General features: G+C 72.6%; 1 protein-coding gene. It reads left to right on the top strand.

Going from position 1 to position 595, the window contains the following annotated elements; genetic code table 11:
* A partial coding sequence (locus Psi01_RS43020) for a sensor histidine kinase (protein WP_239128460.1) occupies nt 1–595 on the top strand: 595 nt, incomplete at both ends.

The following is a 595-nucleotide window of genomic DNA, read 5'->3' as shown; positions in this document are numbered from 1 at the left end:
AGAAGGAGAAAGAGCAGCGCGAGCAGACGCTGGCCGAGTTGAGCCGGGCCAACCGGTTGCTGGAGGCGTCGCTGGCGGAGAACGCGGGGCTGCAGGCGCAGTTGCTGGCCCAGGCGCGGGAGGCGGGGGTTTTGGATGAGCGCCAGCGTATGGCGCGCGAGATCCACGACACGTTGGCCCAGGGGCTGACCGGGATCATCGCGCAGTTGCAGGCGGCCGAGCAGATGCACGAGGTGCCGGCGGCGTGGGCGCGGCCCTTCGCCGCGGTCAAGAGCCTGGCCCGGGAGAGCCTGACCGAGGCCCGGCGCTCGGTGGAGGCGCTGCGGCCCGAGTCGCTGGACGGCGCCCGGCTGAGCGAGGCCCTGGCCCAGGTGGCCGGGCAGTGGTCGCGGCTGCACGGCATCGCGGTTCAGGTCACCACCACCGGCACGGCCCGGCCGATGAGTTCGCAGGCCGAGTCCGCGCTGCTGCGCACCGCCCAGGAGGCCCTGGCCAACGTGGCCAAACACGCGCACGCGACCCGGGTCGGGGTGACGTTGTCCTATCTGGAGCACGAGGTCGCCCTGGACGTACGCGACGACGGCGAAGGCTTCGA

Origin of the sequence: Paraplanobispora siamensis (assembly GCF_016863175.1) — a bacterium.
GTDB classification, from domain to species: Bacteria; Actinomycetota; Actinomycetes; order Streptosporangiales; family Streptosporangiaceae; genus Planobispora; species Planobispora siamensis.
Note: the sequence above shows the minus strand (reverse complement) of the source record. Positions and strands in the feature narration are given on the sequence as shown.